The sequence below is a fragment of the Marinomonas sp. TI.3.20 genome (genome assembly GCF_038155025.1).
GTDB lineage: Bacteria > Pseudomonadota > Gammaproteobacteria > Pseudomonadales > Marinomonadaceae > Marinomonas > Marinomonas flavescens.
On sequence record NZ_JBAKAS010000040.1, the window covers coordinates 1 to 8,471 of the forward strand.

Below are 8,471 nucleotides of genomic sequence, written 5' to 3' on the forward strand. Positions count from 1 at the left end.
CGCTCAGTGACTTGTTTAACGGCTTCAATTTTGAACTCATCGGTATAACGTTTTCCACTCATAATTCACCTCATTTTTACCTATTATTATATAGCTATGAGATGTCTATGAAAGTGGGTCCATACCAATTGGAACTCCTGCAAGTATTATCGAGTTTGCACAGGCATCATTAAAAGCAGGAGTTAAATTGAATATCAAAAAGCTTATTTTCTCTGGTGAGAGCTTTTATCCAGCCAAGCGAGAATACATAAGGAATATTTGGCCTGATGCAGAATTCTACAGTTTGTATGGTGCGACAGAATGTGGGCTTGTTGCAGTTGAAACTCCAAAAGATCAAGAGAGTCTTCATTTTATATTTGAAGATTGGTTTATGTTAGAGGAAGGCATTGATGGAAGTCTGTATGTGACAGACCTAAAGGAGCCATTGATTCCCATCATCCGATATTGCATTGGTGATAAAGGACAACTTATAAAAATGAAGGACGGCACAACCAAATTATTATTAAAAGGTCGTAATGATACATCTTTTAATTGCGGAGGAGCTTTAATTCAGCATGAAAGCATAGTTAAAAAAATTAGGAATATTTCTGAAATGGCAAATTTAGGGGAGGATGATGTCCAAATTATTCTCAAAAATGGCGAAAACGGAAAGGATATTCTTAAAATTGTCGTTAATCATGACGCCTCTAACAAGCCTGACATGATATATAAAATACGCGATATGGTGTGCTCAATCAAGGAGATCTCAGAGGATGTTAATAGAGGAGCAGTAGAGTTGTTAGTTAACGGACCCTTAAATTTGATTATAACAAGGCGCAATAAAACTCCCCAAATAATTGATTATCGACATAAACGCTAATATTAATATTTCGAGGTTAAGTTAATGAAAAATACTCCGTTCAACATTGACCAGTTTAATGAAATGATTCAAGGCTATAATGATACTGAAAACATCCCTCTAATGCCAAAAATTAAGTCGCTAGATGACTTTAAACAAAAATATAATATTACAAATAAGAACGATTTACGTCAGATTAGTCAAAAGTATATTTCAGAAGGCAAGTTTAAAGGCTGCTATATTGTATCTACTTCAGGAACAACCTCCTCTCCTCTAATTATTGGCCATCGTATTTGGGAGAACGTTTCTGAAGGTGCTTATCCTCATCAATTCGTAGTTAACTTAATGGAACATGTTTTTTCTGATGATGATGTTGTAATTAATCTATTTACACCTGGAGGTTTGGGAGTTTTATATGAGGGAGCGTGTCGCTTCCTTGAGCCAATTGGAGCAACTATATTGCCAGTAGGTCCCCTCGATTCACTTAATGGTAATTCCGAATCGCTTAATTTATTCCGTGACTTGGGATTAAATACAGTTATGGGGGCTCCATCTAGTATCATTCAATTTGCTAGAGAATCCGAACATTCTGGAATAAATTTTAATATAAAGAAAATTATTTATACAGGCGAAGAATTTTTCACCTCAAAAAAAGAAATCATTTCAAAAATCTGGCCAAGTGCAAAGTATTATAGTTTATTCGGAGCTGTAGAATACGGTTTCGCAGCTATGAATGTACCCACTATGCCAAACGGCCTACATGAGATCATGCATGACTGGTATTTTGTAGAAACTGATGATGATGGTAATATTTTGATTACAGATTTGACTTTCCCTTTAGTTCCAATAATACGATACCGTATTGGAGATAAAGGACGGATCCAGAAAATGCCAGCATCAGATTCAAAATTTGGACTAATTATAGATAGCCGCAGTGATTCCAGTTTCAATATCTCTGGAAATGCAGTTAGCTATGAACGTGTTCGTGACGTTGTTAGAAAAGCTATAGATATCAATGACCATCTACAGATTATTCTTGAAACTGATAATAAAGGTTTTGACTTGCTAACCTTAGCATCAACTTGGAGTGTCGATACAATAAAAGTAAATGATACAAAAATTCGTGAGAGTCTTTTTTCTATTTCAGAGATATCAGAGGGAATAGAAAGAGGTACTCTTTCTATTGCTATCGTAGGTGATGACGGATTGATAAAAAATTCGAGAAATAAGACTGGAAATATAGTTGATTTTCGAAAAACTAATATTTCAATCAATAAAGGAAATAGCTAATGTTAGAAATATTACGTCATACGCCACTTTGGGTATATTTTATTTTTACTATGATCCTTTATCTAGGGATTTCATCATGTTTTAAACAGCGCCTAAAAAGTAAATCAATATTTCATCTATCAGGTGCTTTCTTAGTACTTTCAATTTATAACCTTTTAATGAAAAATGATTTATTTTTAATTGGAATTTTATCTTGGAGTGGAGGCTTAGCAATAGCAACAGGAGTAGCGTATTATTTTATTTTGAAAAAAAAGTATCAATTTTCGCTTGAAGGAGAGTACTTAGTTATACCTGGTAGTCCAAGTATTCTATTGGTAAGCCTTTTTTTCTTTGCTGTTAAGTTTTGGTTTGGGTATACAGTTGCAATTAAGCCTGAGCTATCCTCCATACCTATATATGTAATATTAGATAAGTTATGTTCAGGATTAGTTGTAGGCTTTTTTTCTGGTCGAAGCATTGCTCTATATTTAATAGGAAAATGCCTTTTTATAGAAAAACGAGACGTTAAAAATGACGTGCGATAGATTTCCAAATAACTACTTAGACTTATGTCCTGTGACGGTTTTAGGTTCAAATTATGGCTCTTTCTTCTCATCTTTTTGTTGGGAAAGGGTTGGAGAACTACGAAATCAATATGGAGACTTCGCAATTACTTTGGAGGTATTAAATCAGTTTTCAGTTAGAGGAACACGACTTTTTTTCTGTAAGGATATGCTTGACGGCGAAAGATTTATACCAGCTAGTATAAGAGATTTAGTCATCGATGACTTTGCCAATATTACTGATTTACATGGATGTGTTGAAAAGGTGGCAGATTTTTATAAAGTATCTATTTGTGGTGAGGATAGTTATGGCAATTCAAGCAGAATAGCTGTTATTTATGTGGCATTAGTGACTGAGGATGGATAATGATAAAAATAATAAAGCCTTTCATAGTTTGGGTTTTTCATGACATAATTCTTGAGTTATCTGGGTTTGATTATCTTTTTTCATCAATAACATGCTTAGTTATTATTGTTATAATTTCGTATGACAATCTCAAGCATGGTTTCATGATAGATTGGATTTCATTAAGTTATTTTTCTTCTTCAATTTTATTAGCATTATTTATTGCCGATCATTGGTTTTTAAAAAATCCAATAGTGGTTGTTTCTGCTTTATATACCTTAGCATCAGGAATGTCTCTACTGTTAAATAGGCCTTATACTTTGCAGTATGCTAAGGAAGAAACTTCTCCTGAGATGTGGTCTGATCCACATTTTAATATTATAAATGTTCATTTAACAGGAGTTTGGACAGTTGTTTTTTTAATTTGTTTTCTGATGTCATTACTATCAATTATGTATGAATATTATTGGCCTTTTTTTATTATAGCTAGAAGCACTGCAATTTTGATGGGGATTATTGTTTCAGAGCAATATCCAGACTATTATCTGAAAAAGTTAAGTTGATTATGGAAGAATTGAATTCTTTGTTTACTAGAGGTGATGTATATAAAGATGGATTTGTATTTGAATCTATCATTAAAATAACTCCCGAGGATCTTCTTTTTGATATTCATTTTCCAAAAATGCCCATTATGCCAGGGGCCTGCTTAATAGCCTACGCAGCACTTTGCTTAGAAGAGTGGTCGAATTTGGGAGGGGTTCGGATAAAGTGTGTTCCCCGTGCATCCTTTAATCATGCCGTTATTCCTAATATGGAATTAAAATTACAAATAGTCTCATCTCCCTTAGGTGAAAAATATAAAAAAGCAGTTTGTAGATATATTTCCAATCAGGGAGTTAGTGCTCTGATAGTTTTCGAATATTTACATATTTAAAAGGATTATTATGAAAAAATGCGTTGTTGTTACAGGTGGAGTTCGCGGAATCGGTCGTGAAATTTCTATGAAATTTTCCGATGCAGGGTATCAGGTTTTCGCAACATACAAAAACAATAAAAATGCTGCGAATAAGCTTGAAAGTGAATCTAAAGGCCTAATTAAACCTTTTTCTGTAAATAACACTGATATTAGAGCTATAGAATCTTTTAAATCTTTAGTTTTAGAAACAGGTATTCCTGCAATACTGATTAATAATGCTGGTATGACAGAAGACGGGCTGTTAGTTGATAATGGTATTCAGAGGATATCTGAGTGTATGAATAATAACTTTATGGGAACAGTTAATTTTTCGTTAGTCTTTCTAGATGAAATGATGAAACAGCGTGAGGGGAATATAATTAACATTTCTTCTAGTGCTGCACACAAAATTAAACTGGGAAATACTGCATATGGCTGTTCTAAAATCGCTATTGAACGCTTTTCGAAGGGACTAGCTAAAGAAATGGGTAGATTTAATATATTTGTGAACTGCGTAGCGCCAGGTTGGGTAGAAACTGATATGTTCAATAATTTTGCAGGATCTCTTCGTAGAGAAATTCTTAAAGATATTCCAACAAGAAAAATTTTAAAACCAGAAGAGATTGCTCAGATTGTATTTGATTTAGCAATGCGAAGGATAAATACTACTGGATCAGTACTTACTATAGGTAATGGTGAGCAGATTATCTAAGGCTAAATATGGATTTTATAATTAAAGATACTGATATGGGTAAGATTGAACCCAAAAATTGGATGGAATTATACTTTGATCGTATTGGTATAAAAATTCAGCCAGATGAAGTAGCACTTTCTGATTTAAATCAGCTGATGTTATCTCACATTCAGACGTTTCCATTTGAGATGTTAGATTATTTCCTCGGTACAGCACCAACTATTAACTTAGATACTATTAGGCGAAAGTTTCTTGTGCACTTCCGGGGGGGAGGCTGCTCTCAACAAAATGCTTTATTTGCAGGTGTTCTTCGTTGTCTCGGTATAACTTGCCGTTATGGTATGGCTCGAGTCCCCAGAGCGGATAGTCTTCCGAGCCCACGCGCTCATATGGTTTTGTTTCTTGAGTGGCAGAACCAAAATTTGTTGTGTGATGTTGGGTATGGCATAGAAGGGCCACTATACCCACTAAAAATAGAAATAGGCTTGGTCCAAAAACAAGGAGTTCATGATTTTAGAATTATCTTGGTAAAAGAAGAGTTTTTTGCTCTGGAGCGTAGCGTTAGAGGGGGGTGGAAGCGTCTTTATTTATTTGACTTCCGAACCTATGATCTAGAGGACTTTGAACCTGCCAACTATTTCAATTCACTCTCACCAAATTCTATTTTTACTAAGAGTCTTATTGTTAGTAAGCCAACATTGGAAGGTGGGATTTTAATACATAACCGAAATGTCATTTCACTTATTGGTGAATATCGCCAAAAGGAAACAGTTGAATCGATTGACCAACTAGTTAATTTACTGCAAAGCCATTTTTCACTGCAGGTCGCTAAATCGGATTTTCTTCGCTTACCAGACGTTTTAAAAAGGATTAGTAAATGAGTTGTACTAGTTGTACTAAGATAGCAATTTGGTATAGCTTTTTTCCTTTATCCTTTCATCACGAAGACTTCTATAAATTAAGTATTCAGCATAATGGAAGTTTAGCCTTATGGGCGCTTTCAAAGCTTGTTCGACAAGTAACGGGTATAGAGCTACAAGAGAGGGATTTAGGTAAGTTAGCTTCAGGAAAGCCCTATTTCATAGGCTCGCTAGCAGACTTTTATCCTAGTATTAGCTATGCCAATGGGTGGTGTGCTGTTGCGCTGTCCAAAATAAATATTGGTATTGATTTAGAGAGTAACTCTCGCCTTTCAGGTTGGGAGTATAAGGTCAACTACTTAGCTGGGCGGACTCTTATAGAAAAAAGTAACACACCTGTGGCTGCATGGGTGAAATTAGAGGCAATAATAAAACTCGTTGGAGGTTCTATTTCTTCGAATATAACAGACATAGAATCAATTCCAACTACAACTGATAGTAATTGGAGGCCAATACACTGGTTGCCAACGGGGGATAGGTTTTGGGTACGCCATATCTCTGCTCCGCATGGATGTTGGGCGGCTTTAGCTGCCCATGCCCCCACTGCAGTTTTTAATATTACGATTTAAAAGGATCATATTATAATGAAATGTCTACTTACCAATCCAGTTACAAATGATAACTTACTTGCTAGAAATCTAAACAAGCTTGGTATTGAATGTATAGCCTTTATTGAAATGGATAAGGTTAGTAGCGCATTAAATGGAGCCGAGAATAGAGAGCGGCAGTTTGATAAAAGCTTATATAGTGATTTTTATTTTTCTCTGGATGAATTGCCCTCGTCAGACAAGCATTCCTTTGATGCTGTTATTGCTGGTGGTGAGCATGGGGTCCAATCTGCAGAATTGATTAGCAACTTTTATGGGCTTCCCGGAAATGATCCAGCAACTACTGCTTGGAGGCGTGATAAGGAAAGTATGCAAAACCGCCTTAGCGATTGTGGACTTCCCCAGATTAGGAGTGTTGGAATAGGCTTTAAGGATAATATTAAGAAAGTAATTTCAGCTATCCCAAGTGGTCCTTACATTTTAAAACCAGTATCAGCAGCCGGCGGACAATCCTTCAGTTACTGCCCAACTCTGGAAACCTTGGAAAAGGCTATTTCACAACTTGAATGGGGAGAGATGAATTGCACTTGGAGTAGTAATGATAAATTTTTAGTCCAAGAGTATATATCAGGTACTGAATATGCGGTTGATATGGTCACCCGTGGTAATGAAATTGTAGTGTCTGCAATTAGTCGTTATATCCGACTCTCTGATATGGATGATTGGAGTTTTCCGCAAGTAAAGAAATTTCTAATTATTGAAGATCCGAATTCAGCACAATTTGCTCAGTTAAAAGAGCTAGCAGTCAAATGTGCTAAGGCTTTGGGTATTAGTCATGGTGCTGCTCATATGGAGTTTCTATTGAGTGAACGTGGCTGGCACATGATTGAAGTTGGTGCCAGACTGCACGGGCATTTAGTGCCAGATCTGTTTACTAGTTGTTATGAAAATGATCTTTTATCCAGTTTTTTTCGGTGCTATTTTGATCCATCTACAGCCTTACAGCCCGGTATTTTGCGAAAGTATGCTATACAATCTTTTGTAGTTTCGAAGCAGGAAGGCATCTTAAATGGCTTTACATCAAAGGAACTCTGTTGGTTGGAGAAATGTGATAGTTTGATAGCTAAGGAGCTGCTTTACCATAAAGGTGAGAATTTCCCCCTTTCCATAGACAGCATAACAACTCCTGCTCATGGTTTTTTTGCTAATTCAATTAAAAAAGATTTACTCAATGATGTTTTAGAATTTGATCGAATTATGAATAATGCATTTAACGGAAAAAACTACACAATTGATGAACTATCTCAATGGGTGGCTTTAAAGGAGAAGCTTTAACTGTAAAAAATCATTACACTCATTTATGATTTTAGTTAAAAAATGTAGCTCAATATACTTAGGAATCTATGGTCTAGTTTAGTATCTCGTTGGCCCCCCAAGCTTTACTAGACCCCCATTAACGTTAAAACCTGGCTGTTTCCGAGAAAGTTGTTGAACTTACCCCGGTGTAATGAAATGCATTGCAAAATCAATTGTTTGCTGTGGTGTATAGGCATACTTATCAAACCACCGAAACCAGCCAAGGTAACGATGTAAGTATTTGGTGGTGACACTCTGAAATCGGGAAAGCCAATTTTTTAGCAGTTGATGGTAATTGTTGACGTTGTAAATGTGGTAAGTGCTGTTTTTTTACATGTTCGTTATCTGATGCATTCTGTACTTTATGTTCTAATTTGTGTTTAGCAGCCAGCTTTTCGAAGGTCAAATGGCTATCGCTGCACAGCACAATGTCTTTAGGTATTCTGGGCATGAGGCTCATTTCGAAGTTGACTAGAGTAAAGCTATTCAGCACCCAGTGAGCCATTATAAACTGCTAGAAAAAGGTCACTGAGCATGTACATTTGTCTCTTCAAGTCTCATCGCGACAGTTGAATTGGTTGCTAGTAAGCGTGTGGTAAACCGTACATTTTAATTTTCTTCAAACTTCCTAAAGTCTGTTGTTTGTAAGCGTCCGGTAAACCACACATTTTAATCTTCTTCAAACTCCCTAAAGTCTTTTGCTTTCTTCAATAGGAATAAAAGACTTATGTTTACCGCGTCCTCTCAACTGAACGTTACGCTCATTTGTGGCCCCACTGACATGCGTAAAGCCATTGATGGTTTATCCAATATTGTGGCTTATGATCTGGAAAAAGAACCTTGTAGCGAACAGTTGTTTGGACTTCCCAGACTTTACTAGACACCTATTAACGTTAAAATCTAGTTAAATAAGAGGTGTATTATGAAGTCCAAACGTTACCCTGAAGAATTTAAAAGAGAAGCGGTTAAACAAGTGACAGAG

12 protein-coding genes are annotated in these 8,471 nt (G+C 35.9%); 11 read left to right on the plus strand and 1 reads right to left on the minus strand.

Annotated elements, in window-relative coordinates; all coding sequences use genetic code 11:
- Positions 1 to 187: 187 nt before the first annotated feature.
- From V6259_RS19260 to V6259_RS19305, 10 genes are read left to right on the plus strand one after another with little or no spacing between them, the layout of a single operon-like run.
- Positions 188 to 859 (plus strand): hypothetical protein, encoded by a 672-nt coding sequence (locus tag V6259_RS19260; protein ID WP_341585912.1) that lies wholly within the window; start codon positions 188 to 190, stop codon positions 857 to 859.
- A 24-nt stretch (positions 860 to 883) separates the two neighbouring features.
- Positions 884 to 2,128: a hypothetical protein gene (locus V6259_RS19265; protein WP_341585913.1), complete on the plus strand. Its 1,245-nt coding sequence runs from the start codon at positions 884 to 886 to the stop codon at positions 2,126 to 2,128.
- Entirely contained in the window at positions 2,128 to 2,652 is a 525-nt protein-coding gene (locus V6259_RS19270) for a DUF6622 family protein (protein ID WP_341585914.1), read from the plus strand. The genes V6259_RS19265 and V6259_RS19270 overlap by 1 nt, the downstream gene beginning before the upstream one ends.
- 31 nt (positions 2,653 to 2,683) lie before the next feature.
- Positions 2,684 to 3,037 (plus strand): hypothetical protein, encoded by a 354-nt coding sequence (locus V6259_RS19275; protein ID WP_341585915.1) that lies wholly within the window; start codon positions 2,684 to 2,686, stop codon positions 3,035 to 3,037.
- A complete protein-coding gene (locus V6259_RS19280; RefSeq protein WP_341585916.1) occupies positions 3,037 to 3,579 on the plus strand; it encodes a hypothetical protein in 543 nt (180 codons plus the stop codon). The genes V6259_RS19275 and V6259_RS19280 overlap by 1 nt, the downstream gene beginning before the upstream one ends.
- Before the next feature lie 2 nt (positions 3,580 to 3,581).
- On the plus strand, positions 3,582 to 3,950 hold the full coding sequence (locus V6259_RS19285) for a hypothetical protein (protein ID WP_341585917.1): 369 nt from the start codon (positions 3,582 to 3,584) through the stop codon (positions 3,948 to 3,950).
- A gap of 10 nt (positions 3,951 to 3,960) precedes the next feature.
- Positions 3,961 to 4,683, plus strand: coding sequence for an SDR family oxidoreductase (locus V6259_RS19290; RefSeq protein WP_341585918.1), 723 nt, complete (start codon positions 3,961 to 3,963; stop codon positions 4,681 to 4,683).
- Positions 4,684 to 4,691: 8 nt separating this feature from the next.
- Entirely contained in the window at positions 4,692 to 5,546 is an 855-nt protein-coding gene (locus tag V6259_RS19295; RefSeq protein WP_341585919.1) for an arylamine N-acetyltransferase family protein, read from the plus strand.
- Positions 5,543 to 6,154 (plus strand): hypothetical protein, encoded by a 612-nt coding sequence (locus tag V6259_RS19300; RefSeq protein WP_341585920.1) that lies wholly within the window; start codon positions 5,543 to 5,545, stop codon positions 6,152 to 6,154. The genes V6259_RS19295 and V6259_RS19300 overlap by 4 nt, the downstream gene beginning before the upstream one ends.
- Positions 6,155 to 6,169: 15 nt before the next feature.
- Positions 6,170 to 7,468, plus strand: a complete 1,299-nt coding sequence (locus tag V6259_RS19305) for an ATP-grasp domain-containing protein (protein WP_341585921.1) — start codon at positions 6,170 to 6,172, stop codon at positions 7,466 to 7,468.
- 223 nt (positions 7,469 to 7,691) lie between these two features.
- Here V6259_RS19305 and V6259_RS20125 read toward each other — a convergent pair whose 3' ends face one another.
- Complete coding sequence (locus tag V6259_RS20125; RefSeq protein WP_445928530.1) at positions 7,692 to 7,940, minus strand: hypothetical protein; 249 nt, start codon at positions 7,938 to 7,940, stop codon at positions 7,692 to 7,694.
- A 276-nt stretch (positions 7,941 to 8,216) separates the two neighbouring features.
- Here V6259_RS20125 and tnpB point away from each other — a divergent pair, with 276 nt between their 5' ends.
- A complete protein-coding gene (tnpB, locus tag V6259_RS19315) occupies positions 8,217 to 8,369 on the plus strand; it encodes an IS66 family insertion sequence element accessory protein TnpB (RefSeq protein ID WP_341585922.1) in 153 nt (50 codons plus the stop codon).
- The last annotated feature ends 102 nt before the right edge of the window (positions 8,370 to 8,471 follow it).